The following is a 24,307-nucleotide window of genomic DNA, read 5'->3' as shown; positions in this document are numbered from 1 at the left end:
GATGGCATCCGATACGCCTCGCGGCCGCTTGACAATTCTAGGCAACGGAGCGGTCGCCGCCATCGGCCTGCTTATCGTCATGTTCGCCGTCTATGCCGCCCACGAGCCTTCGGCACTCTCGCTGTTCGGCATCGGTAACCTCCTCAACAACGCCATCGTACTCGCCCTCGCCGCAACGGGACTGACGCTCGTCGTGGTATGCGGCGAGCTGGACCTTTCGGGCCCCGGTGTGATCGCCATCGCGAATGTGGTGGTGGCGACGGTGAGTGGCGGCGATGCGGGCGCCCTTGGCAGCTTCGGCCTGGTTCTGTTGGTCGGCCTCGTGGTCGGTGGTCTCAACGGCATACTGGTCGCCTATTTTGGACTGCAGTCGCTCGCCGTGACGCTCGGTTCTCTGATCGCATGCCAAGGCATCGCGCTCCTCATCCTTCCGGCACCTGGCGGCGAGGTGGTGGAATCCATCGCTTATGGCATCACCGGCGACATTCTACGCATTCCCGTGCCGGCGATCCTGTTGGTGCTGGTGCTCGTCTTCTGGTTTCTGCTCAAGCATTCGCGCATGGGCATAGCAATGTACGCGGTCGGCACGGATCAGACGGCCGCGCGGCTCTCGGGGCTCAATATCCGCGCCACCAGGCTATTCGCTTTCGTGGCCGCCGGCCTGTTCTATGCCATGGCCGGCTTCGTTTTCAGCGCCGAGATCGGTTCGGGCGATCCACGCATCAGCGATTCCTTCTTGCTGTTCATGTTCGCGGCGGTCGCGATCGGCGGCACGTCCCTGTTCGGCGGTCGCGGCGGGGTGGTCGGCACGCTGGCCGGTGCAGGTATTTTGACGGTGTTGCAAAAGATGCTGTTCGCGCTCGGCGTGGCTGACTTTTACACCAACATCTTCAACGGACTTATCATGATCTTGGCAATCCTTTTCGGCCAAGCCTCCGTCTATTTGGCGCGCCGTTCCGCGAGAAGGGAAGCCTGATGACCGACAAGGACATTACGACCCCGGCACAGACGTCCGAGCACGGCGCGCAGAGCGCGCGCCGCGCACTTGTCTCATCGGACCTTGTGCCGCCGATCACCGTGTTCGCCGCCACGGCGCTGCTGGTCATCGGCACGAAGATCGCCAGTCCCAATTTCGGTTCGTTCGACCAGCTCACCGCCATACTGGTTACCGCCATCTTCCTGGTGGTCGCTTCGTTCGGGCAGGGGCTGGTGATCCTTCTGGGCGGCATCGACTTGTCACTGGGCGTGGTCATCGGTGTCGGCGGCATGATGATCGCGGAACTTACGCGCGGCAGCAACGACGCGCTGCTGTACGCCATTCCGCTTACCCTCTTGTGCTGTCTTGGCATCGGTCTCATCAACGGCATCGGTGTGGCGATTGCCAAGATCCCGCCCTTCATCGTGACGCTGGCGTCCGGCATCACATTCTTCGGGGTGGCGCTGGGTTTCACCGCGGGCAATTCGCAACAATCGGTCGCTCCTGCGATCCAGCAGTTCATGAGCTCCCGCTGGCTGGGGGTACCCTACCCCGTCTATTTCATAATCGTCTTTGCGGTGTTCGCCTGGCTGTTCCAGAACAAGAGCGCGGAAGGCCGCAAGCTCTACGCCATTGGCAGCAGCCCTGGCGCGGCCAACGTGCTGGGCCTGCCGATCGCCGCGCTCACCATCGCAGTCTATGCCATCAGCGGCCTTTGTGCCGGAATGACCGGCATCCTCTTGGCCGGCTATTCCTCGAGCGCGACGCTTGACATGGGCGATGCGCTGCTGATGCCCTCCATCGCCGCCGTCGTCATCGGCGGCGCACGGGTCACCGGTGGCTCCGGCATCTATCTCGGAACTCTTGCCGGCGCGCTCTTCCTCAGCACGTTGTCCACCGTCATCACCACGCTCAGCCTCTCGCAGGGATTCCGCGACCTGGTGCAGGGCGGGATCATCATCATCGCTTTGCTGCTCCAGCGTGGGCGGCTCAATCTGCGAAGCCGTTAGTCGGCGGTCGCTTCAAATGGGAGAAAGAACATGAAGAACGCTTCGCGTAGACTGACTTACGGCCGGGCGGCCATCGCCGCCACGTTGCTTGGTCTGGGGACATCCAGCGCGAATGCCCAGGATACCTACAAGGTGTTCCTGAACATGAGCTACAGCGGCAACACCTGGCAGGCGAGCGCCGCCAACGGCATCAAGGCACTGGCTTCGACCCCGCCTTACGACAACCAGGTAGAGTTCAAGACCATTATCTCCGGCACCGACGTGCAGAAGCAGATATCTGACCTCCAGAGCATGATCGCGGCAGGCGCCAACGCCATTCTTCTGTATCCGCTCTCGCCGACTGCGCTCAACCGCACCATCAAGCAAGCCTGCGATCAAGGCGTCGTGGTGTTCACATACGACAGTACGGTTACGGAGTCCTGCGCGCACAACGTCTCCAACATCACCGCCCGTTACGGCGCCAATACGGCGCAGTGGATGGTGAACCAGATGGGCGGCAAGGGAGAGCTGATCTTCAACCACGGCGTCGCCGGCACGACCGTGACCAAGACCTATGACGAACAGGCCTATGGCGTGTTCAAGAAATATCCCGACATCAAGATCGTCGGCGATTTCTATGGCAACTGGAACGACGCGACCTCGCAGGAGGAGGTTGCCAAGATCCTAGCCGCGCACCCCAACGTCGACGGTATCTGGACGGTTGACGGCACCTTTGGCTCTTTGCAAGCCGTCATCAACAGTCGTCCCGACAAGCTGGTCGTGATTGCCGGCCAGTCCAACAACGGCTATCGTCTCGCGATGGCGGATCCGGCAATGCAGGCCAAGGGCCTGAAAGGCGTCTCCTCGAGCGCGGGTCCGGCCGTTGGCGGCTACGCCTTCAAGCTCATGATGGAAGTCGTGACCGGCAAGAAGAAGCTAACCGCTAACAACATCGAATATCCGCTGCCATGGGTTGAGCCGCAGGATGTGAAGCTCTGCCAGGGTGAGACCTTCGTTGACGGCTGCAACACTTTCCCTGCCGACAAGGTGCCACCGCTCTTCATCGACACCTCGCTGAACGGCGATCTGCTGCCCGAACTCAGCTTGAAGTCGGTGCAAGATGGTACGCCCACGCCGGGCGCAACCATCAAGGATCTGCCCGACGTGACCTACGCCGACAATTTGCCCGGCATCAACTGCGGAAAATGTGAGCCGACCAAGGGCTGGCTGGAGCCAAACAAGGTTAAGCCGATCCCGGCCCCTTGAGTTCCTCGACAGAAGAACGCGGCCTCGGCATTTCCGAGACCGCGTTCTTCTTCTGGTCGAAGCCTGCGGTAGACCAGGCAGGGGGGACTTGGCATCGCCAGGCAGGGCAACCACCTACAGAGGAACTGTAAGGCCCTGTCGGGGTCAAACGGTCTCCGAAGACGGTCATCCAAGGAGCAGATCATGTGCTCGCTATGCGGCGTTCTAGGCAGCAACGAACATTGGACCGATGCCGTGGCCCGGCCCGGCGTTTACACGCGCAACGTCGAAAACGTTGACCGGCGCCGTGAGCGCGCCAATCGCGTCAGGATAGCTAATCTCATCCTGGCCTCCTTCGGCATGCGGCTGGCGGACTGGCAGGGGACGGCCTTTGTCATTTCAACGCGAACGGGCAAGACCGAGATCATCAACGATCTCGGACACCTATGGCAGGCTGCGGAGCGTCTTTCGGGCAGGACTTGCGATCCGTTGGAGGCCGATGTCATCGCAAGCTTCGAAGCCGGTCGCGATGGCTGAACTACCGCCTTTCACCCCGGTCCACCTGCTGACAGGTTTTCTCGGCTCGGGCAAAACGACGCTTCTGAAACGGTTGCTTGATGACCCTGATCTATCGGACGCGGCCGTGCTCATCAATGAATTCGGCCAGGTTGGGCTCGACCACCACTTGGTGGAACGAATTGACGAAACCATGGTACTGCTTCAGTCCGGCTGCGTGTGCTGCACCGTGCGCGGTGAACTGGCCGACGCGATCCGCGATCTATATTCGAAGCGGGAGCGAGGCCAGATATCCCCGTTCCGGCAGGTAGTGGTCGAAAGTACGGGGCTGGCTGACCCATTTCCGATTCTTTCGACGCTAAAATCCGATCCGATGCTGAAGCACCATTTCATCGTGGGAAATGTGGTGACCACCGTCGACGTCATGAACGGGATTGCCAACCTCGACCGATATATCGAATCCAATCGTCAGGTGGCCATTGCCGACAGGCTGGTCATGACCAAGACCGATCTCGCTGACGACGCCAAAATCGGGCGACTTGCAGATCGGCTGGAGCGCATCAATCCGGATGCCCCGATACTGAATGTCCGCTCCGGGTTCTGCGCACGAGATCTGTTCGAGCAGGAGACTGTAGCCCGTGCAAGCCAGCTGCAATCGCAGTCAGGCTTCTTCTGCGAGGAGGCTGCCGTGTTGGCGACTGCCGACGGACAGGCGCATCAAGCGGCGATCGCATCCTGCGTCCTGGTCTGGGACGAGCAAGTCGATTGGACCGCGTTCGGCTTATGGCTCACCATGCTGCTCAACAGACATGGAGAGCGTGTCCTTCGGGTGAAGGGCATCCTGAACATCGCAGGTGAAGACCGCCCGGTCGCGGTCCACGGTGTGCAGCATCTCGTTCATCCTCCTGTACATATGGAGGCGTGGCCGAGCCAAGACCGCACATCGCGGCTGGTCATCATTGCCGACGGCCTCGATTTAGAACGGGTGCAGCGCTCATTCGCTGCATTCGCATTGGCCAGCCAGCCCAAAGTCATGGTGATCGGCGGCGCGTAGCCGAGCGCCAATGTACCCCACACGGACCAACCGACCGCGGCGATGGTCATTGGCATGCCGATCATGATGATCATCGTGGCGATGCTGGTGCTGCTGATGATCATGCGTCATCGGCGACCGAAGCGCGGCGGCGATGATCAGCATCACGCTGCCTTCGTCCCAAGCGAAAGCCGCTCCCCGCTCAGAAGACACAAACCGCCAAGCGCGGCGCGGCCGACGCGATGTTGAGCGCCTCTCATACACGCTGCGGCTCGGTGCGGCATCCCAGAACCACGATCACGCCCAACTGCGTCGGCATCTTGCCGATTTGGTCGCGGCCTACAATTTCGGTCGCAGACTCGAAACCCTCAAAGTCTCACCCCCTACGAGTTCATCTGCAAGGCATGAGCTTCCCAGCCCGAGCGCTTCACTCTCAATCCGCTCCAGCAAATGCCGGGACTTCTCTATTCGGTGTGTTGAAGTCAATCGCTTTCAAGCTTCCTCTACCATGGGCATTTGATGTCTTTCGCGAGGCCCTGCTTCTCTTCGGGATCGGCGCTTTGGCCCTCCCAGCATGGGATCAGTTGGAATGAAGGGGACAATCTAAACAGCGTTCTCACCACGTTGCCGCGGTGGAAACGAGTCCCGGCACGTCCTCTCTTCATCCTCCGTCCCGCGAAGGACATGTATCCGCCCTTGGCGGATCCCGTTATCGGATCTTCTCCCTTTCGTTTGGTGGACCCGGCTATATCACCCCCGTCGCTTCCTCTCGCGCCCAGCGGAACTCACCGCCGTCGGACCATATTCTGTGCATGATGACAGCCATTCTGCGAGCAAGGGCAACGGTCGCCCTTTGCCGGCCTCGACGTTTGGCGATGTTCATCCCCAAGTTTTCAGCCATGACCACTTTTTCACCACCGTCAGCAAGACTTGCGCGGCTTCATAAAGCAGCGTCCGCATCATGGCGTCACCGCACAGGGAAACACGTCCGACGCGATTGTCCTCGCCTGATTGATGCAACCGCGGCGTCAACCCGAGAGCCGGACCTACGGCTTTCGAGTTCTTGAAGCGTGCAGGAACGTCGACCGTGGCATTGAAAGCCAGCGCAACGACAGGGCCGATACCAGGCACGGTCATCAACCGCCTGCAGAACCGTGTCATCCTTCACGATCGACAACAACCTTTCATGCAGCACCGTGAACTGCTCGCGAAGTTTCTGTCGGGCGGCAAGCAACGCCTCCATAATGTCACATAGCTCCGGAATGTCGTTGGAAAGGTCCTGGATGCGATCTGCAAATTTGGCAGCGCCGACAGACTGGTGCAGCCATGGGTATCTCCCCTCGACAACCCCCTTCAGAAAAAACGCATCCAGCGGCCATTTCTCCTGAATTCCCGCACTTTGGCTTTCCAGCGATAAACTGGCCTTGGGCGATGAATGGAAACGGTCAGGTGTCTGTGCTCGAGAAGGTCCACATAATTGGCACTGTTGAATTTCGATTTCGGTCTCGAATTAAGAAAGCTGGTGCAAATCCAGCTTGATCGGCCTCTCGGGCTTCCGGACGAAAAGCGCAGATCCTGTTGCATTGCGCGCTGGATCGCCGATCGCGCTATCGCCCAGGCCCTAGCGAAGTAAGCAAAGGTACGTTCGCCTCCTGCAATCTGGGAGTTCTTGCCGACATCGGCGCGAAGGGCACTTGCGCCTTCGTAAAGCGTTCTCCTGTCAGAGATGCGGTGAAGGCTCCATGATCATGAAGAGAACGGATGGATCAGGTTCGAATGACAATGTCTCAACGGGCGTGCCGGCGTCCTTCCCCTTTGATCGGACCACCGTCGAACGCTTCCGGAAGAGTTTTCCCCGGGCCCGCTGGAGCGATCAACTCAAGGCCTGGTTTGTCCCGGGAAAGACCGCAGCTCGGCGCGTCAATCGTTGGATGGAGCAAGAACTCGCCGGATCGAGCGTGCATGCTGACAGCAGAGGACGCGACGCCTACGCCTTCGATCCTATCGTTTCCAAGTACCTGTTCGTGCACCAGGATCGGCTGGAGGTGCAAACACCATATTCTCGCTCGGTGGTGAAGGTGATGCGCGACGTGCCGTTTGCGTCCTGGGATCCCGACAGGCACGCTTGGAAAGTGCCATATCGCTCCTATGAACAACTGCATCGACGCTGGGCGGAAATTGAGGCTGCCGCTCTTCGCAACGAGCCCGAAGCGCGAAAACAGCGCGCGGCGCAGAGGCAGGGGTCTCCGCAAGAACTGGCGTCTCGCGCCCATGCCACGGAACGCCGCCGCAGGCGCTATCCGCTGGATCCAAACGATCTTCCGCCGCTTGGCCGGCCGGTAATGACACGGGGCTACGGTGTCATCGTCTTCATCGGGTGCGATGGCGAGCCCGTCGATGGCGACATTCTTGGTACCCAGTACGCCGACTTTCCAGACCACCATGACTATGTCTGGGGTCGGTGGCGTCCCGCCGCCTTCGATGAGCTCATCAAGACCTGGCCCTCGCGAACCAAGACGGAGATTGGTGACGCGCTTTGGTGGCAGCCAACTCTCGATGACCTCAGGGTCGCACGAAAGGCGGCGCGTGGGTTGGAAAGACGGCGAGGTCGAGTGTGACCCTGTTTGCCACCGTTGAGGCTCTTCTCGATGCCTCCACCGAAGTCTGCAAAGTCGGCGGGTCCATACCTCGTCGGGTTTGGACTCGATCCGTGCAAGCACGCGCGTACGGAAATTGCTGTCAGGCTCAACCAAGGACATGTCCGAAATATGCGACAAGTTTCGGACAAAGGCGTGAACCTGCTGACATCTGAACTTGGCCCCGTCAAAATCGACTAGTCGAGCTCTATCCAAGCCGGCGCATGATCGCTGGGCTTTTCCCACCCTCGCGTCCCAACATCCACGCCGGCATCGCGAAGCCTGGGCGACAACGATGGACTGACGAGCAGATGGTCCATTCGCAGGCCAGAACTCTTGTCGTAGCCGCCGCCATAGGAGTGATTCCAATAAGTATAGACCCCCTTCTCCGGGCGGATGCGCCGGACCGCATCGATCCAGCCATCCTCAAGCATCTCGGCATAGGCTTGCCGGCTCTCGGGGAAGAAAACCGCATCGCCGAGCCATCGTCGCGGCACCACGGCGTCAATCGGAGTTGGAACGACGTTGTAGTCTCCACACAGCACTGTCGGCGCTCCCGCTTTGAGCAAGTCCTGGCCGTGGCTGATCAAGCGGTCGAACCAGCGCAGCTTGTAGTCGAACTTGGGACCAGGCGCTGGATTCCCATTGGGCACGTAGAGACAGCCGACAACGAGCCGGTCCACCTGGGCTTCGATGTAGCGGCTGTGAGTGTCATCAGGATCGCCAGGCAAGCCGCGCCGGCGTTCAACCGGGTCCATCCCTCGAGTTACAATGGCCACTCCGTTGTAGGATTTCTGGCCATGCCAGATGGCGCCGTACCCCGCCTCGCGGATGGCCTCGATCGGAAATTTCTCGTCGGACGTTTTTAGTTCCTGGAGGCAGACGATGTCGTAGTTGGTGGCCGAGAGCCACTTGAGGAGCACGGGCAGCCGTCCATTGACACCGTTCACATTGAAGGTGGCAATCCGAACCATTTGTCGTGGCTCATTTCTTTCCGAGTTTGTCCTTGACCTTCTTGCGACTGTTGCCGACCGATTTCACGGCCGATTTGACGTCGGCTTTGCTTGCCCCACTCTTGCCCGCCTCGTATTTCACCTCATGATTCTGCCCGCCAGCGACCTTTGCGCGGTCCTGGCTGCGCCCGCGAGTTGTTTGAGTAGCGGCCATTTCTTCCTCCAAGGATTACGTTTCGATTTCCCAACAACGCGGCCGGACTCTTCCGGTTCAATTCATCGGCGCGTAGTGTGGAACTGAAAGTCAGGGCCGGCTATTGGATCGAACTATGTGTTCGGGTTCCGCATGCCGGCCGTAGAGGCCGCCCTCTACCCGGACATTACCCCCTGCCTCAGTTTCGTCCGTTCCAGCGCTGCGCGCTGATCGACGACATACCGGTCCATACGGGAATGACGAAGTGCAGGTGAAATGAATAGGAGATCGCGGCGATCTCTCCTCGATATACACATGGCGAGGCGAGCGACCGCGAGAAGCACGAATGTCCTCTTTGGAAATCCGGTACCCATCCGGTGAAGCAGCCTTGCTGACATAGGCTGAAGGGCTGCAAGTTCTAGTGCCAGCACTAGGAGTAGCCCTATGACGAAGCATCAGATTGAAGTGATCACCTCGGTCGAGCGGCGCCGGCGCTGGGCCGGAGGAGAAGGAGCGGGTGGTCGGCGCGACATTTGAACCGGACGCCAATGTTTGGAGCTTGCGCGATCGGCCGGCATTCAAGGATCGATGACGGACGCTTTGATCGCATTGGTAGCCGCGGCCACAGAGCGCACGGGACTGCCGCTCCCGGGTCCAGCGGCTTCACTTCGTCCAAGTTTTCAGGCTCTCTCACATTCTCCCGAGCAGCCAGATCAGCCCAGCGTCCGGCTCGGCCTCAGTGCTGCTGGTACCTGACGCCCTTTCGAGGGCGCAATGGATGTTTCGCAAAGTCGAGGTGCATGACTATCATAGTTAATTGTAACTGCTGGTAACCTTGCGTAACCGGTAGCCATCAGTAGCTTTTGAGCAGAGAACGGTATGTTGTATCCTGGTCGTTTTTTGGGGCCGAGCGATATTGTTATGCTTGCCCACGTTTGTCACTCCGTCTGCAAAGAGCGCGGCGTAGCCCCTGCTTCGAACGAAGCAGCGCGCATTGCTGCGCACGTCCTCAGGCTCTTTATGAACGGCCTGACTGAGGAGGATGAACTGCTCGATGCTGAGAGGAACTGGGCTCGACGGCTCGACCCGTCATACCTGCAGAATCCCGTCAATTACGCTGAGACGGAAGAGGCCGCGTAATCCCCAGGCGCTTGTCAAAGGTGAAATTATGTCGGTCGTGCAGACCGATTAGATCAATCACCAGCCGCGAGCTCCGGATCGGCCGGCTCAAATCATTGGACGAAGATGCGTTGCCGCTAACGGGCAAAGAACTCTGCTAGCGGTCAATTGGGTGGGCGAAATTCTGTGGGCCCACAACGCCAGCAGGATCGCCTCGTACGCACTGCCGATCTCCCAGTCGAGGTAATTTCGGCTGTCATAGCCGATGATTTGCTCCATTGCTTCCTTATCTCGGGCATTGAGAGCTCTTGGGTTCGCGGTCAATCGGACCTCCTGCGCAACCAGCCGCCCAGCCATTCGCCATCCCGTGGAGAAAATTCGCCATCCCGTGGAGAAAAGATGACATGGCGGCCCTCCTCGGGCTCTCTCGATCGGACCAAGGAGCCTTATCAGGCCGAGGCGGTTCGGACGTTTCACGCGCCTCGGAGAAGTCGAATGACCAAAGACCGTCCCCGTTCATTGTCCCGACGTGAAGTCATGGCGGCAGCAGGAGTCGGAATAGCGGCCGGCGTCTCGGGTACGGCCAGCGCCCAGCAAACAACGACCAAAATCTCAGAGAACGGACCCGCGATGCAAGATCCCCGCTCCAAGTACCCGAAGCCGCCATTCGAAGCACAGACGCAGCCCTGGCCCGGCCTGGCACGCGACATGAAGCCGAAACCCGACCACGGAGAGACCAGCTACAAGGGTTCAGACCGGCTTGCGGGTCGCAAAGCTCTGATCACGGGAGGCGATTCCGGTATGGGCCGGGCCGCCGCTATTGCTTATGCGCGCGAAGGAGCGGATGTCGCGATCAACTTCTATCCGTCGGAAGAGCCCGACGCGAGTGAGGTGATCCAACTTATACGAGATGCCGGCAGGACCGGAGTCGCGCTTCCCGGCGATTTGCGGGAGGAGGCTTTCTGCCAGAAATTGGTTGCCGACGCCCTGCAGCAGCTCGGCGGGCTCGATATCGTCGTCTGCAATGCCGGCCGGCAGCAGGCGAAACCCTCCATCCTCGACATAACGAGCGAGGACTTCGACGCTACAATGAAGACCAACATCTACGCGCCGTTCTGGATCATCAAGGCGGTGCTGCCGCATCTGAAGCCAGGATCCTGCATAATCGGAACGACCTCGGAACAGGCCTACGATCCTTCGCCCGAGCTCTCGACTACGCTCAGACCAAGGCCGCGACTATGAACTACGTGAAGTCGTTGGCGAAGCAGCTCGGACCTAAGGGTATTCGCGTAAACGGCGTGGCCCCGGGACCGATCTGGACGCCCCTGCAGATAAGCGGCGGCGCGTCGGAGGAAAAATACAAGAAATTCGGCAGCACAACTGCGTTGGAACGGCCGGGTCAGCCGGCGGAACTGGCCTCCATCTATGTGCAGTTGGCAGCCAACGATGCAAGCTTCGCAACCGGAAATATCTACGGGTCCGGCGGCGGCCAGGGGCAGCCATAAGCAAACAAAGGGGCAAAGGTGATGCTCCCAAGCGGATCCTTCATCACCTCGTCGCCCGCAAGATCCGCTGAGCGGCTGAGCGATGCCATCAGCTCCGCCTGCGGGGATATTCGCCGTGCAGGAGGAACATTTCGCGAGGGGGGCAGTTTGCGATCTGTGTCTTCCACTTCCACGAAACAGGTGCGAAATGACCGTTCGCGAGCTTTTAGAGCAGATCAAGGATTTACCGCCGGACGCTGGTCTGCAGCGCCGAAGTGGACGAAGCCTTTGGCATGAATCCTACTGCGGTAGAAATCGTTGACGACGCTCAAATTGGTAGCCGCAAGTCCGATGGCACCGAGGCGATCCAACTGGGCGGCGGGAGAGATAAGGTGATCGTCATTCGCTGGTGAGGCGCCGAGGGCAGCTTCCGTTCTTCAATAGAATTCACGTCAGCCATCGACGGCAAAGGCAAAACCGAGTTTGGAAGGAGCTTTGTCATGGCCATGCAGTCGAAAGCGCCGGCCTCGTGAAGCGCAGAAGGAGACCGTTCAGCGGGTGACGCACGAGTACAACCACGGCCCGCTATCGCGCCTGGAACTGGAAAGCCCGAAGGGAAGGGGGCCCGGTCTCATCGATGCTCTCAGCACGAAGGGGAATGTCGGCGGCATGATATGTGTTTCGCAGGACAGACCACGTTCCGTGATCCGGCCCCGAGGGCTATCGAGCTTCACACAAACCTTTGAACCCGGTCGGGCAAGCGCGGGATCGCCTGGCGAGGGATGCCGAGTTCGGGACAACTTGCAAAGATCGCAGCTTTCTCTTCACCGAACTGGTCTCATCTCTGCTTCGAATGATGCGAACCCGACCGGGCGCGAGCCAGTGCATGCTTCGTGTGTGGCACGCTCGACTTGAGCGCCGGTTGATGCTTTCCTATCTGGCTGGAGAGGCAAGGAATTGCATGGCAAGACTCGTTCGTCTCATAATCTGGCTGTTGATCGCGCCCGGTGACATTATCTCGATCTCGGATCGGCTTGGCGTTACCAAGGACCAAAACCGCGACCTTGTTCGCATGCTCTTCAATTCGCTCTTTTGGATATTAATCGTCATCATCGGCTTGGCGATCTGGACGTCACGAATGCCGGCGTTTGGCTCGCGCTAAGATATGGTAGTGTCTCGGCCGTCTAATCGCGGACCGAAATGCAAATTTGTATTGGGATGTCGTTTGCCGGGAGCACGGTCGAAATAAGCCTGCTGCTGCCAAGCCGTGCACGACGCGGACAAGACCGACGTAACTAGCCGCACGGGCAGTGGCCCTCCGGGAAGCGTATCCGTACGTTTCGCCTCCCTGCGATCGTTTGGCAGAGCAAGTAGCCAAGCTCGCAGCTATGGAAATCGATCAAGGATGACTGGTGAGTGGACAGTTCGCCCCCCGAAACTGATCTTTGACATCGCCACAAGGCGACTAAGCCATCGAGGCCGAGCCCTTGCAAATACGCATGAAGGCTTCGCCCGGAACACCGGCACCGTATCGGGATGAGGTCACGATTTGGTTGATCATAGGAATCGGACTTGCTGTCGATACAGGGGACAGCAATGATCATCGTCTACTCCGCTGGGCCATCGAAGGCTTAAAAGGCCGGTTGTCCAAGCCGTCGGCAGGAGATTGTCATGAAGAAGCATACTTCTCGTGAGGACACATCCGCCGTCCTGTCGAACATGGGCAGGCTGCTGCCCGATCTTGAGGCGCTCTACAAAGACATTCACGCCCATCCGGAACTGTCGATGCAGGAGACGCGAACAGCGGGCATTGCCGCTGAAAGGCTCAAGAACGCCGGTTACGAGGTAACAGCCGGGGTGGGCAAGACGGGTGTGGTGGGATTGCTCCGCAACGGCAAGGGGCCGACGGTGATGCTGCGGGCCGACATGGACGCGCTCCCGATCGCCGAGAATACGGGCCTCGCCTTGGCCAGCAAGGTCACGGCGACGGACGCCGAAGGGAACACGGTGCCGGTAGGGCATATGTGCGGCCACGACATGCACGTCGCCTGGCTTGTCGGTGCGGCCACGCTGTTGGCGCAGACGCGCAAAGACTGGAAGGGTACATTGATGGCCGTCTTCCAGCCTGGTGAAGAAACCGCCCAAGGCACCCAGGCCATGATCGATGACGGTCTGCTTAAACGCTTCCCCACGCCTGATGTCGTGCTTGGCCAGCATGTCATGGTCGGTCCCGCCGGCACCGTCGCCGGCAGCGCCGGGCCAATCACCTCCGCGGCGGACAGCCTTCAAATCCGGCTGTTCGGACGAGGGGCCCATGGGTCGATGCCGCAAGCGAGTATAGATCCCGCCGTTATGGCGGCATCCGTCGTCCTGCGACTTCAGACCATCGTGTCCCGCGAGGTTGCCGCCACCGATGCGGCAGTGGTCACGGTCGGTGTGTTGCAGGCCGGCACCAGTTCACGCCGGGCCTGATCACGGACGGCGGCGAAGTCACAGTCGAATCCACGCAGGAGTTCTTGCGCAACTACATGGCCGAGTTCCATATGTTCATCGCACGGGTCCTTCAGGTGCTTCCAAAGGATGCCTGATGTTGTCACGGAGCCCCTAGACGGCTGCGATCCGGAGGCTGAGGGAAGGGCGGCCTGCTTGCTGCCTTTCGCAACAATGCGAGAGTGATTGATGGCGGATGGCCCACACCGAAGATATCTTCAAGGGAACGGGTAACCCAGAAATGCCACTACGAAGGCATAGTCGTGGAAATGCACTACCACAATCTGCAGTGGCGTCTTTCGGTCGCATTGTGGTGCCGCAGTCAGCTCAATGCGTGGCCAGCCAATCCATAAACCCACGGTCCGTTTTCTTCCCGGTTCAGGAAGCGACGCCCTTTGGACATGGTCGTAACGGTTTCGGCAATGCCAAGGCCGCACTGCTCGAGAAACGCGGCAAACATGCCATCCTTCTCCCGGGTATCGACTCGGGCGAACCGTCCTGCAAGATTTCTCAGATGGACGGCTGTGAGATGGACCGCGTCCAGATCACTGCGCGCGACCATCGGGCCGATCACGTAGCCACGCCCGAACTCGCGACACATGGAGTAGCCGACGATCTCGCCGCCACGGCTCAAAGTGCAGATCGAGGCATCCGCTGAGAGCAATGCGAGCAGCCTCTCGCGGTTTGTTCCAAACGCGCGCGTATCCAGCTCGATGATCTCATTCAGCCTGTCGCTCGGCAGCGTCTGCAATTCACCTTCCAAATCAGCCATGGCCGGGAGTACCAGCGGAACCTCCCCCTGTCGCATATATACGATGGCCTCGGTCGTGAAGCCAAGTGAGACATAGAGAGGATAGGCGACATGGGTGGCGTTGAGCGCCAGATTGCGATCGCCACACTGCTCAAGCACTTGGTCCATAAGCCATCGGCCACCGCCTTGCGCTTGCGTGCGGGGCGTTGTGATCACTACGCCAATGGTGGCGAAATCGTCCCCTTGCGGAAACCACATCGCGCTGCCGAAAACCCGACCAATGCCGTCTACGGCAACAATGCCGCGGCCGGCGCGGCGCAGAATATCCCAGTCCTTTGGCCGATGCGGCCAGCGGACTGAGATCGACAGCGCGTGCAGCAACTCGACGTCAACATCATCGATGTCCCGCGCGACCAGTTCGAAAGACTTCAGGCGCACTGATCTCTGCATTTCAGTCGACCTGCTCCTTATATCCAACTCGCGAGCACGTCCTGTCGTCGCTGACGGTGCCGCAGCCGTCTTTTGCCTTATGATTACACCCGAAAGCCAGCAGGTTTCGCTGGTTCCGGGCCAATATTCGAAATCTTCGGCCAAAGCATAGCTTCATTCGGCACGGAATGCTCTCGCCTGCTGCCACACTTGTCGCATCCAGCGAACTGCGAGTGGAGCGGCGCCCGGTGAATGTCGAAGAAATTCTAGCGACGCTGATCGCGTTCCCCTCGGTCGTGGGCTCGCCCAACGGCGCGATCGTCGACTGGGTGCGTGAATATTGCGAGGCGGCCGGAGCAGAAACGACCGTCCTTTGCGGCCCCGAAGGCGACCGGTCCAACCTGTTTGTCACGATCGGGCCGCGGCGTGCCCGCGGCTACATCTTGTCGGGCCACCTGGATGTCGTGCCGGCCGGTGAGCGGGAATGGAACTCGGATCCCTTTGTTCTGCGCCAAGATGGTGCCAGGCTTCATGGCCGAGGCACCTCCGACATGAAGGGCTTTCTTGCCTGCGTGCTGGCTGCGCTGCCGCGGCTTGCGGCGACGAACTTGCAGCGGCCCATTCATCTCGCATTCTCCTATGACGAGGAGGCGGGTGCCCGTGGTGTGCCGCATCTCATCGCCGCCCTGCCAAGCCTGTGCGAGAAGCCGCTTGGCGCGATTATCGGTGAGCCGAGCCGAATGGAAGCCGTGCGGGGGCACAAAGGCAAGGCGGCCGCGCGGCTCGAGGTGATAGGCAGGTCCGGTCATTCTTCACGGCCCGAGCTGGGACTGAATGCCGTGCATGCAATGTCAGGTCTCGTCACGCAGATCGTGGCCTATGGTCAGACCCTTGCGGATGGGCCGTTCGACACGGATTTCGCGCCTCCATACTCGTCATTGCAGGTTGGTGTCATCGCTGGCGGCCAAGCCGTCAACATCATCCCTGATCGCTGCACCGCCGATATCGAGCTCCGTGCCGTGCCGGGTGTTTCCCCATCATCATTGCTTGAGCCGGTAAAGGCCCAGCTAATCGCTCTCCGTGACAGCGGCTTTGACGTGGCGTGGCATGAGTTGAGCGCGTATCCCGGTCTTTCGCTCCCGCAGAAGAGTGAACTGACAACCCTTCTGGCCGAGTTGACGGGGCAAGAGCCGCTGCCTGCGGTAAGTTACGGCACGGAGGCTGGCCTCTATCAGCAGGCCGGCATCGACGCGATCATCTGCGGTCCCGGCGATATCAGCCGGGCTCATCGTGCCAACGAATATATCGAGATCGGCGAACTTGTTGCCTGCCGGAGCATGATCGAGCGTCTCGGCACGCGCCTAGCCGCATAGCCGGAGAGGGCGGTTTCATGGCTTTTCTTTTCAATTCCGACCCGGTGCGCGCAGCGGTCTTCCGCAAGGTTTTCGCACGCGAGCTCCCGGACGTCGAATTGTTCCACAGCAGCGAATGTGTCGACCCGGAGAAGGTGCGCTACCTCCTGACTTGGACGGCACCAGATGACATCGCGCGCTATCGCAATCTCGAAGTGCTGTTTTCGCTTGGCGCCGGCGTCGACCAGTTCAAGCGTGAGAGCCTGCCTCAGCAGGTGAAGCTGGTGCGCATGGTCGAGGACGGCATCATTCGCATGATGCAGGAATATGTCGTTCTCGGCGTGCTGAGTCTCCACCGGGATATGGTGGCGTATCGTGAACAGCAGAAGCGCCAAGCGTGGCTCGGTCTTGCCGCTCCGCAAGCCGCCGAGCGCCGCGTGGGCTTTCTCGGCCTCGGCATGCTGGCGCAGGCGGCTATCGAGCGATTGCTGCCGTTTCGCTTTCCCCTCGCTGCCTGGAGCCGAAGCAGGAAGGAGATCGACGGCGTCACCTGCTTTTATGGAGCGGATCAGCTTGCCGGTTTCCTCGCGCGCACGGACATTCTCGTTTGCCTGCTGCCGCTGACGGAAGAAACCCGTGGCATCCTCGATGCGGCCCTCTTCTCCCGGCTGCCTGCCGGGGCGAGGCTGCTGCATGTCGGCCGCGGGCCGCAGTTAGACCAAACCGCCCTGCTTCAGGCTCTCGATAGCGGGCACCTTGATGCCGCAATGCTCGATGTCACCGATCCCGAGCCGCTGCCGGACGGCCATCCGCTCTGGCGGCACCCGAAGGTGATGATCACGCCGCACATCGCTTCCGTAACGCAAGCAGATTCCGCGGCGCAATCCGTCGTGGACAATATCCGGCGCCACCGCGCCGGGGAAGAACTGATCGGCCTCGTCGATCGGACACTCGGCTACTAACAGGGAAACATGACATGTCACTTCTGATCACGATCGACACAGATCCAGCCTTCGCGCCGAAGGAGGCATTGCCAACTCCAGAGCGGCTCATTTCGGGCAATCCATCCTTCAAGACGTGGGCGCAGGATGCCTCGAAAGGCGAAAAGGTCCTGACCGGCGTCTGGGAGGCGACGCCCGGCGAGACGCATTCGATCAAGGGCACTACCTGCGAGTTCTGCCACATCGTTTCGGGTCTCGTCGAGATCGAGGAGAAGGGCGGTGAGACCAAGACTTACCGTACCGGAGACAGTTTCGTGATGAAGCCCGGCTTTGTCGGCGTCTGGCGCACGATCGAAACCGTGCGCAAGATCTACGTCAGCGTTTACGACTGAGCTCAACGCTCAAGGTCCGGCCGAATAGCGCGCGCGGCGGTTCCAGAACAATCGACTTTCCAGATTCCGCCCGACGCGATTCGACGCGGTCGGGCGGCTCATTCTCGGCGAAAAATGCGGCGCGCTGTCGACTATTGTTCTGATGAAACCAGGTACGAGATGCCGAATGTCGCTGCAATGTTGAGCAAGCTGCGACCTTCGGTGCCCGTCGGTCTCCAGGAGGACCTCAATGAAGGCTTACACGATAGCGCACATCCCAGGCGACGGCATCGGCAAGGAGGTGACCGAGGCGGGATGGGACGTGCTGCAGGCTGCGGCAAAGCGAGGCGGTTTCGCCCTTGAGAATACAAGGTTCCCATGGTCGTGCGCCTACTACCTGGAAACCGGTGCGATGATGCCCCCAGACGGCGTCGAGATCCTACAGAAATTCGATGCGATCTACCTCGGCGCCGTGGGGTGGCCAGCGAAGGTGGCCGACTCCGTATCGCTTCACGGACTGCTCCTGCCGATCCGCAAAGGATTCACGCAGTATGCCAACATACGGCCGCACAGGCTGTTGCCAGGCGTTCGGGGACCCCTTCGCCGTGATGGTTTCGATATCCTGTGCATCCGCGAGAACACGGAAGGCGAATATTGCGGCGCCGGTGGGCGCATTCATACCGGCACGGCCAATGAGGTCGCGATCGAGACGGCAATCTTCACGCGTGCGGGTGTCGAACGGATCCTTCGCTTCGGATTCGAACAGGCGCGGACGCGCCGCAAACAGCTTGCATCCGTCACCAAATCCAACGCGCAGAGACATTCCATGGTTTTCTGGGATGAGGTCACGCGCGAGGTGGCGAAGGACTACGCCGATGTGGAGGTCTCGCAATACCACGTCGACGCCATTGCCGCCCGCATGGTGCTGGCGCCTGAAAGCCTCGACGTGATCGTCGCCTCCAACCTTTTTGGCGACATCCTCACGGATATTGGAGCGGCCATTCAGGGCGGGCTGGGTTACGCCGCCTCCGCCAATATCAATCCCGATCGCAGCGCGCCTTCGATGTTCGAGCCGGTCCATGGTTCGGCACCCGATATCGCAAATCTCGGTATCGCCAATCCGATCGCCGCGATCTGGTCCGGCGCCATGATGCTCGGGCATCTGGGCGAGCGGCAGGCGGCAGCCGAAGTGATGTCGGCAATCGAGTCCGCAACCGCACGCGGGATAGGCACGATTGCAGGCAAGGACAGGACTGAAGCAATCACGCAGGCCGTGCTGGCCGGATTAAGCTGAAAGAGCAGAGGAAAAGAACCATGAACGCAATAACGAAGATTGGTTTCCTGAAGGATGCGGACCTGTTTCGCCAGCGGGGACTCATTGGCGATGTCTGGCAGCATGCGCACAGCAACGCGACTGTCGATGTGATCGATCCGGCCAGTTTGGAAGTGCTTGGAACCGTACCCGACATGGGCCGGGATGAGACAAGGGCTGCAATAGATGCAGCGCAGGCAGCGTTCAAGGACTGGAAAGCCAGGACCCATGCCGAACGCGGAGCGCTTCTGGAACGCTGGCACAGCCTGATACGGGAAAATGAAGAGGACCTGGCGTTGCTGCTGACGCTGGAACAGGGCAAGCCTCTGGCGGAGGCACGCGGTGAAATCCGCTATGGCGCCTCCTTCGTGAAATGGTTCGCCGAAGAAGCACGCCGGATCGGTGGCTCGACCATTCCGTCGCCAACGCCCGACCGCCGCATTCTGGTGCTGAAGGAGGCCGTCGGCGTCTGTGCCATCGTCACGCCATGGAATTTCCCCAACGCGATGATCACGCGCAAGGTGGCGCCGGCGCTGGCCGCGGGTTGTACGGTTGTCATTAAGCCGTCGGAATTCACGCCATTCTCGGCGCTGGCGCTCGGCGTTCTGGCGGAACGGGCAGGTATTCCGGCCGGGGTGATCAACATTGTCACCGGCATGCCCACCGAAATCGGCAACGAACTGATGGCCAACGAGACGGTGCGCAAGATCTCGTTCACCGGCTCGACCCGCGTAGGAGCGCTGCTCATGCGTGGCGCGGCCGATAGCATCAAGCGGCTCAGCCTCGAGCTCGGCGGCAACGCGCCCTTTATCGTGTTTGACGACGCCGATCTGGGCAACGCAGTCGAGGGGGTGATCGCATCCAAGTTCCGCAATGGGGGTCAAACCTGCGTTTGCGCGAACCGGATTCTCGTGCAGGCGGGCGTTTACGAGGCTTTCGCAGAAAAGCTGAGCCAGCGCGTATCGCGAATGAAGGTTGGCGCAGGGACCGATGACGGCACTGAGATCGGCCCGATGATCAATTCGGCCGCGATCGACAAGATCGAGCGTCACATCGCGGATGCACAGGCGAAAGGCGCGCGGATCATCGCCCAGAGCGAGACGGTGCCGGACGGCAAGCAATATGCACGGCCCGTCGTGCTGGGACAGGCTACGACCGATATGCTGCTGGCATCGGAAGAGACGTTCGGCCCGGTGGCGCCGCTTTTTCGCTTCGAGACGGAGGAAGAGGCTATCGCGATCGCGAACGGTACGCCATTTGGCCTTGCTGCCTATTTCTATACGGAGAACCTCAAGCGCTCGTGGCGTGTGGCCGAGGCGCTGGAGTTCGGCATGGTCGGGCTCAACACCGGCCTCATCTCGACCGAGGTTGCGCCTTTCGGCGGTGTCAAGCAGTCAGGAGTGGGCCGCGAAGGATCGCAGCTTGGCATCGAGGAATATCTCGAGGTCAAGACCCTTCATGTTGGCGGGCTTAACTAGGAAGTAGGTGGAAACACCTGCAGCTTCCAAAGTGTTGGAACAACAAGAAAGGGGCGGTGAAAACCGCCCCTTTCTCCGTATTGCGACCGGTGATCATTAACGAGGTGGGGAGCGCCGCAGCTTGGCGACTGCACTGGCAACAGACGTTCAGGCGAATTCACGAACGGGCTCCAGCCCGACGGCGCCGGCCAGACCGCCGATGTCCTTGATCTCGGTGTATTCGTAGAAGGGGTTCGCGGGCTCGTGGCCGCGATTCACCCAGACCTTGCTCTTGATGCCAAGATCATAGGCGGTCATGAGATCGTAGCGGAACGAGGACGACACATGCGTAATGTCTTCCGGGCCGCAGCCGAGCTTGTCGAACATGTGCTCGAAGCCCTTCATATGCGGCTTGTAGGCGCCGGTCTCCTCGGCCGTGATGACCATGTGGAAAGGTGCGCCGAGTTTCTCCACGTTCGACATGATCAGGCTCTTCATGGAGTTCGACAGGATCACCAGCGGAATCTCCTTGGCGACCTTGGCCAGCCCCGCCGGTACATCCGGGTGCGGACCCCATGTCGGTATTTCCGCATAGATGCGCTGGGCGTCCTCAGGCCGGAACGTCACATTGTTGCGCTTGCAGGCGCGCTCCACGGAATTGTGCACGACCTCGCTATAAGGCTTCCAGGCGCCAAGAACCTCATCGAGACGATAGGCCGAGAAGTCCTTGATGAACTGCGCCGTCACGGTTGCGGATAGTCGCGCGCCATAAACGCGTCGCGCCGCGCCGGCCATGTCGAAGTTGGTCAGCGTGCCATAGCAGTCGAAAGTGATGTATTTCGGTCTGAACTGGGTCATGGGCGTCGATCCTTCCAATCTTTCGGCACTGCGTGCCTTTAACAGCGAGGATCATAATGAGAGCCGAACAAGACGAGTCGCCGCATTCGATGCGCCCCGAAGCAGATTGTTTCGTATCGCGGTAGAGCCTTGGCAGAGAGTTGCGCCCGAGACCGTTTCGGTCTGCGAGGGGAGCGCGATCGGCCCGCTGTCCGTCCGCATAACATGCGGCGCCGGCGGCAAAGGAAAGTCAAAACACCTATCGCTCAGCTCCTGGTCGGAAGGAACTGCTGTCTGCGGCAGCCTACCTTGAGCTCAGAGAATTCAGGCCCGGACTGAACCATGACCACGCAGCAAATTACGCTGGAAACGATGACATTCGCGCATCTGAGGGATGCTCTCGAATTGTCACGTCATGTTGAATGGCCGCACCGTCGTGAAGACTGGGAACTGATGCAATCGCTCAGCCAAGGCGTCGTTGTCCAGGAGGAAGGACGCGTGGTGGGGACGATCTTGATGACGCCCTATGGCGACGATGCCGCCACCGTCAACATGGTCATTGTCGATGCCGCAATGCGTGGTCGCGGGCTCGGTCGCAAGCTGATGGAGGAGGCGCTTGCCAAGGCAGGCGGGCGCACCTGCTATTTGGTGGCGACGCAGGAAGGGCTCGCGCTCTACGAGAAGCTGGGATTCGTCGCGACCGGCAAGATCGTGCAACACCAGGGCCTGGCGCCGTCTGTAGACGCACCGGCACATGTGTCATGGGGCAAGGACGGCGACCACGCGCGCCTTGTTGCTCTGGATCGCGCGGCGTTTGGTCATGACCGGTCGGCGCTCATGCGCTCGTTGCGCGAGCGCGCGAAGTTCGCCGTCGTTCGCGATGAAGGCAATGTTCAGGCGTTTGCCGCAGTTCGTCGGTTTGGCCGAGGGCTGGTGATTGGGCCGGTGGTGGGGAGGAAGCTTCACGAAGCGAGATGCCTGATCGACTTCCTGCTGGCCGACAGTGCGGGCGAGTTTGTCCGTATCGACACCGACGAATCCACGGCTCTCGGCGAGTGGCTCACCCGTCGCGGGCTGGCCCACGTCGGCGGTGGCATCACGATGCGACGAACCGCAGACGAGCCGAAGGTCGAAATCAGGTCACACCAAACTTATGCGCTCGTTAGTCAGGCGCTAGGCTGAATCGGAGGAAGAAATGCTGGCCAACTCATTGATCGAACTCGATCGTGCACATCTGGTTCACCCATTTTCAAGCTATCGGAGCCATGAAGAGACGGGCGTGCGGGTGCTCAAATCCGCCAAGGGCGCAACGGTGACCGAGGCAAGCGGGAAAACCTTGCTGGACGGGTTCGCGGGTCTCTGGTGTGTCAACATCGGATACGGGCAAGAAAGCGTCGTCGAAGCAGCGGCGAAGCAGCTAAGAGAGCTTCCTTATGCGACAGGATATTTCGGGCTAGGATCTGAGCCCGCCATTCGTCTCGCAGCGCGCCTTGCCGAACTGGCGCCTGGCGATCTGAACTATGTCTATTTCACGCTGGGCGGTTCCGACGCGATTGACAGCACGATCCGTTTCGTTCGCTATTACTACCATGCCAAGGGGACGCCGCGAAAAGACCAGTTTATCTCGGTCGAGTATGGCTACCATGGATCCTCTACGGTTGGCGCAGGTCTGACCGCGCTTCCGGCTTTCCATGCTGGCTTCGGCGTGCCTTACGACTGGCAGCACAAGATACCTTCGCACTACGCCTATCGCAATCCGGTCGGTTCCGACCCGCAGGCGATCATCAACGCATCGGTCGCGGCACTGCGGGACAAGATCGCCGAACTGGGTGCTGATCGCGTCGCGGCCTTCTACGCCGAACCCATCCAGGGTTCGGGCGGTGTCCTGGTTCCACCGGCAGGCTGGCTGAAGGCACTGCACGCCGTGTGCAAAGAACACGACGTCTTGTTCGTTGCCGACGAAGTCATCACCGCCTTCGGCCGCACCGGGCCCCTGTTCGCATGTGAGGAAGACGAGGTCGTGCCGGATTTGATGACCACGGCAAAAGGACTGACGTCGGGCTACGTGCCGATGGGCGCCGTCTTCATGACCGACCATGTTTACAATACGATCGCGGACGGGGCCGGCAAAACGGCTGTCGGCCACGGCTATACCTACTCAGCCCATCCGGTGAGCGCGGCGGTCGGGCTGGAATGCCTGCGTCTCTATGAAGATGGCTTGCTCGAGAACGGCCGGAAGGCCGGGAGGCGCCTGATGAAGGGCCTCCGCTCGCTCGCCGATCACCCGCTGGTTGGCGATATTCGCGGTCGCGGCATGCTGGCCGCGGTCGAACTGGTGACCGACAAGGCGCGCAAAACGCCGCTGCCGGCGGCGGCAGATCCGGGACGCCGCATCTTCGACCGCGCTTGGGAGAATGGCCTTGTCATTCGCGCCTTCAACAGCGGCATTCTCGGCTTTGCACCACCGCTCTGCTGCACGGACGACGAAATCGATGGTATCCTGGAACGCACCCGGATGACGCTGGATCAAACCCTCGAAGACAAGGATGTGCGGGCGGCGATGAAGGGCTGATCCTCGCCATCGCCGGAGCTCCCCCGTCCAGGCGGCAGACGCCGAGCGGGGACGAAGCAAACCCTCAGGGTGGTGCCGCATTCCGCCAGGTGCCAAGCAAGTTGCAGCTATGGGACCTCAGCAGAAGAAAACACCGGCGCGCGCTCCAGGTGTTCAGACCGCGGAGCGGCTTTTCATTTGTCGAAAATGACATCGAGAGGCAAATGGGATTTTACGATCGGTGACTTCAGCACGACGAAGCTGAAATATTTGTCGATCCCGATATCCAGTTCGAGCATGCGCTCCATGATCGTCTGATACTCGCTTATGCCCGCTGTGACGAACTTCACAAGATAATCATACCCGCCCGAAATCAGATGGCATTCGATGACGGAATCCACTTTCTGAACGGCTGTGAGAAACCTCGCGAAGTCGTTTTGTTGATGGTGCTTGAGCGTGACCTCGGTGAAGATCGTTAGAGTCTGTCCGAGCTTGGACACATCGATCTGGGCGGAATAGCCGGTAATGAAGCCTTCCGCCTGAAGCTTTTTCACCCGCATCAGGCAAGGGCTCGGCGAGAGGTTGACCAGGTCGGCAAGCTCGACGTTGGTGACCCGCCCGTTCTTTTGCAGTTGGGATAAGATCTTGATGTCGATCTTGTCGAGCTTCATC

The 24,307-nt window shown here is 60.2% G+C and carries 22 protein-coding genes and 4 pseudogenes; 19 read left to right on the top strand and 7 right to left on the bottom strand.

Annotated features, from left to right (window positions below):
• The first annotated feature begins 1 nt into the window (after position 1).
• The 6 genes from FJ972_RS29815 to FJ972_RS29790 all read left to right on the top strand — a co-directional run bounded on the left by FJ972_RS29815 (position 2) and on the right by FJ972_RS29790 (position 5,008).
• On the top strand, positions 2-976 hold the full coding sequence (locus FJ972_RS29815) for an ABC transporter permease (RefSeq protein ID WP_140523288.1): 975 nt from the start codon (positions 2-4) through the stop codon (positions 974-976).
• A complete protein-coding gene (locus FJ972_RS29810; RefSeq protein ID WP_140523290.1) occupies positions 976-1,986 on the top strand; it encodes an ABC transporter permease in 1,011 nt (336 codons plus the stop codon). The genes FJ972_RS29815 and FJ972_RS29810 overlap by 1 nt, the downstream gene beginning before the upstream one ends.
• 30 nt (positions 1,987-2,016) lie before the next feature.
• Entirely contained in the window at positions 2,017-3,231 is a 1,215-nt protein-coding gene (locus tag FJ972_RS29805) for a sugar ABC transporter substrate-binding protein (protein ID WP_140523293.1), read from the top strand.
• 183 nt (positions 3,232-3,414) lie between these two features.
• Entirely contained in the window at positions 3,415-3,747 is a 333-nt protein-coding gene (locus FJ972_RS29800; protein ID WP_140523295.1) for a hypothetical protein, read from the top strand.
• A complete protein-coding gene (locus FJ972_RS29795; protein ID WP_140523298.1) occupies positions 3,740-4,780 on the top strand; it encodes a CobW family GTP-binding protein in 1,041 nt (346 codons plus the stop codon). Before FJ972_RS29800 ends, FJ972_RS29795 begins: the two co-directional genes overlap by 8 nt.
• A 63-nt stretch (positions 4,781-4,843) precedes the next feature.
• Complete coding sequence (locus FJ972_RS29790) at positions 4,844-5,008, top strand: hypothetical protein (protein WP_181165429.1); 165 nt, start codon at positions 4,844-4,846, stop codon at positions 5,006-5,008.
• A 496-nt stretch (positions 5,009-5,504) separates the two neighbouring features.
• Here the strand turns inward: FJ972_RS29790 and FJ972_RS29785 are convergent.
• Positions 5,505-6,071: pseudogene (locus FJ972_RS29785) on the bottom strand (transposase); the annotation flags it as partial.
• 430 nt (positions 6,072-6,501) lie between these two features.
• Between FJ972_RS29785 and FJ972_RS29780 the strand changes: the two are divergent.
• Positions 6,502-7,377, top strand: coding sequence for a hypothetical protein (locus FJ972_RS29780; RefSeq protein WP_224656195.1), 876 nt, complete (start codon positions 6,502-6,504; stop codon positions 7,375-7,377).
• A 215-nt stretch (positions 7,378-7,592) separates the two neighbouring features.
• On the opposite strand, the gene xth is transcribed toward FJ972_RS29780, so the two are convergent.
• The 3 genes from xth to FJ972_RS29765 form a co-directional block, all read right to left on the bottom strand.
• A complete protein-coding gene (gene xth / locus FJ972_RS29775) occupies positions 7,593-8,369 on the bottom strand; it encodes an exodeoxyribonuclease III (RefSeq protein ID WP_140523301.1) in 777 nt (258 codons plus the stop codon).
• A 10-nt stretch (positions 8,370-8,379) separates the two neighbouring features.
• On the bottom strand, positions 8,380-8,562 hold the full coding sequence (locus FJ972_RS29770) for a DUF3606 domain-containing protein (RefSeq protein ID WP_140523303.1): 183 nt from the start codon (positions 8,560-8,562) through the stop codon (positions 8,380-8,382).
• Positions 8,563-9,768: 1,206 nt separating this feature from the next.
• Complete coding sequence (locus FJ972_RS29765; protein WP_140523309.1) at positions 9,769-9,984, bottom strand: hypothetical protein; 216 nt, start codon at positions 9,982-9,984, stop codon at positions 9,769-9,771.
• Between the two features lie 306 nt (positions 9,985-10,290).
• Here FJ972_RS29765 and FJ972_RS29760 point away from each other — a divergent pair.
• The 5 genes and pseudogenes from FJ972_RS29760 to FJ972_RS29740 all read left to right on the top strand — a co-directional run.
• Positions 10,291-11,165, top strand: a pseudogene (locus tag FJ972_RS29760) (SDR family oxidoreductase).
• Positions 11,166-11,419: 254 nt separating this feature from the next.
• Complete coding sequence (locus FJ972_RS29755; protein WP_224656193.1) at positions 11,420-11,557, top strand: hypothetical protein; 138 nt, start codon at positions 11,420-11,422, stop codon at positions 11,555-11,557.
• 512 nt (positions 11,558-12,069) lie between these two features.
• Complete coding sequence (locus FJ972_RS29750; protein WP_140523311.1) at positions 12,070-12,306, top strand: hypothetical protein; 237 nt, start codon at positions 12,070-12,072, stop codon at positions 12,304-12,306.
• A 509-nt stretch (positions 12,307-12,815) separates the two neighbouring features.
• Positions 12,816-13,598 (top strand): annotated as a pseudogene (locus tag FJ972_RS29745) (amidohydrolase); the annotation flags it as partial.
• A pseudogene (locus FJ972_RS29740) lies at positions 13,598-13,732 on the top strand (ACP phosphodiesterase); the annotation flags it as partial. The pseudogenes FJ972_RS29745 and FJ972_RS29740, both read left to right, overlap by 1 nt.
• Positions 13,733-13,956: 224 nt before the next feature.
• On the opposite strand, the gene FJ972_RS29735 reads toward FJ972_RS29740, so the two are convergent.
• A complete protein-coding gene (locus tag FJ972_RS29735) occupies positions 13,957-14,835 on the bottom strand; it encodes a GNAT family N-acetyltransferase (RefSeq protein ID WP_140523314.1) in 879 nt (292 codons plus the stop codon).
• A 227-nt stretch (positions 14,836-15,062) separates the two neighbouring features.
• Here FJ972_RS29735 and argE point away from each other — a divergent pair, with 227 nt between their 5' ends.
• The 5 genes from argE (at position 15,063) to FJ972_RS29710 (ending at position 20,268) form a co-directional block, all read left to right on the top strand.
• Positions 15,063-16,187: an acetylornithine deacetylase gene (argE, locus tag FJ972_RS29730; RefSeq protein WP_140523316.1), complete on the top strand. Its 1,125-nt coding sequence runs from the start codon at positions 15,063-15,065 to the stop codon at positions 16,185-16,187.
• 17 nt (positions 16,188-16,204) lie between these two features.
• Positions 16,205-17,128: a 2-hydroxyacid dehydrogenase gene (locus FJ972_RS29725; RefSeq protein WP_140523319.1), complete on the top strand. Its 924-nt coding sequence runs from the start codon at positions 16,205-16,207 to the stop codon at positions 17,126-17,128.
• Between the two features lie 14 nt (positions 17,129-17,142).
• Positions 17,143-17,499 (top strand): cupin domain-containing protein, encoded by a 357-nt coding sequence (locus FJ972_RS29720; RefSeq protein WP_140523322.1) that lies wholly within the window; start codon positions 17,143-17,145, stop codon positions 17,497-17,499.
• A 229-nt stretch (positions 17,500-17,728) separates the two neighbouring features.
• Positions 17,729-18,772 (top strand): tartrate dehydrogenase, encoded by a 1,044-nt coding sequence (locus FJ972_RS29715; protein ID WP_140523325.1) that lies wholly within the window; start codon positions 17,729-17,731, stop codon positions 18,770-18,772.
• Between the two features lie 20 nt (positions 18,773-18,792).
• Entirely contained in the window at positions 18,793-20,268 is a 1,476-nt protein-coding gene (locus tag FJ972_RS29710) for an NAD-dependent succinate-semialdehyde dehydrogenase (RefSeq protein WP_140523327.1), read from the top strand.
• 147 nt (positions 20,269-20,415) lie between these two features.
• Here FJ972_RS29710 and FJ972_RS29705 read toward each other — a convergent pair whose 3' ends face one another.
• Positions 20,416-21,105, bottom strand: coding sequence for a haloacid dehalogenase type II (locus FJ972_RS29705; protein ID WP_140523330.1), 690 nt, complete (start codon positions 21,103-21,105; stop codon positions 20,416-20,418).
• A gap of 321 nt (positions 21,106-21,426) precedes the next feature.
• Between FJ972_RS29705 and FJ972_RS29700 the strand changes: the two genes are divergently transcribed.
• Together FJ972_RS29700 and FJ972_RS29695 are read left to right on the top strand one after the other, a co-directional pair.
• On the top strand, positions 21,427-22,266 hold the full coding sequence (locus FJ972_RS29700; RefSeq protein ID WP_140523333.1) for a GNAT family N-acetyltransferase: 840 nt from the start codon (positions 21,427-21,429) through the stop codon (positions 22,264-22,266).
• A gap of 13 nt (positions 22,267-22,279) precedes the next feature.
• A complete protein-coding gene (locus FJ972_RS29695; protein ID WP_140523335.1) occupies positions 22,280-23,656 on the top strand; it encodes an aspartate aminotransferase family protein in 1,377 nt (458 codons plus the stop codon).
• Between the two features lie 173 nt (positions 23,657-23,829).
• Here the strand turns inward: FJ972_RS29695 and FJ972_RS29690 are convergent, their stop codons facing one another.
• A complete protein-coding gene (locus FJ972_RS29690) occupies positions 23,830-24,306 on the bottom strand; it encodes an Lrp/AsnC family transcriptional regulator (RefSeq protein WP_140499549.1) in 477 nt (158 codons plus the stop codon).
• Position 24,307 lies beyond the last annotated feature (1 nt).

The organism is Mesorhizobium sp. B2-1-1, assembly GCF_006442975.2.
Classification (GTDB): domain Bacteria; phylum Pseudomonadota; class Alphaproteobacteria; order Rhizobiales; family Rhizobiaceae; genus Mesorhizobium.
The sequence above is the reverse complement of the archived record's forward strand: the minus strand, read 5'-3'. Positions and strand labels throughout refer to the sequence as shown.